Genomic DNA, 393 nt, shown 5'->3' with positions numbered 1-393 from the left:
GCACCGAACGACGCGAACAACAACGACGACAGCGGCTACGAGAAGTTCTTCCGGACCGTCGGCACGCCCGAATGCCGGGCCGCCCTGAACGCCGTGCAGCGCGAGATGCTGGTCCGCCGGGAGCAGATGCTGCCGCGCTTCGAGGCCACCGCCAAGGAGCAGGGCCTCACCTTCCAATACCTCGGATCGGCCGACCGGGCCTACGAGTTCTCCGTGCTGGACCAGGTGTGGAACTTCTGGCAGAGCGGTACGTACACCGACTGCCGACGATCCCCGACGCGAAGACCGCCACGGACGACGAGCTGTACACCTGGTCGCTGGGGCACGGACTGAGCCCGTACGCCGACCAGGGCAACGGCGCCGAGGGCAGCGGACCCTACTACCAACAGGCCG

1 protein-coding gene is annotated in these 393 nt (G+C 67.7%); it reads left to right on the top strand.

Annotation, left to right across the window (positions count from 1 at the left end):
* Positions 1-333: hypothetical protein (locus AC1DYK_RS36095; protein ID WP_478170636.1), on the top strand; the 333-nt coding region annotated here is incomplete at its 5' end.
* Between the last annotated feature and the right edge of the window lie 60 nt (positions 334-393).

This window comes from Variovorax sp. P2_H12, assembly GCF_056403395.1.
This window is presented reverse-complemented; position numbering and strand designations above follow the sequence as displayed.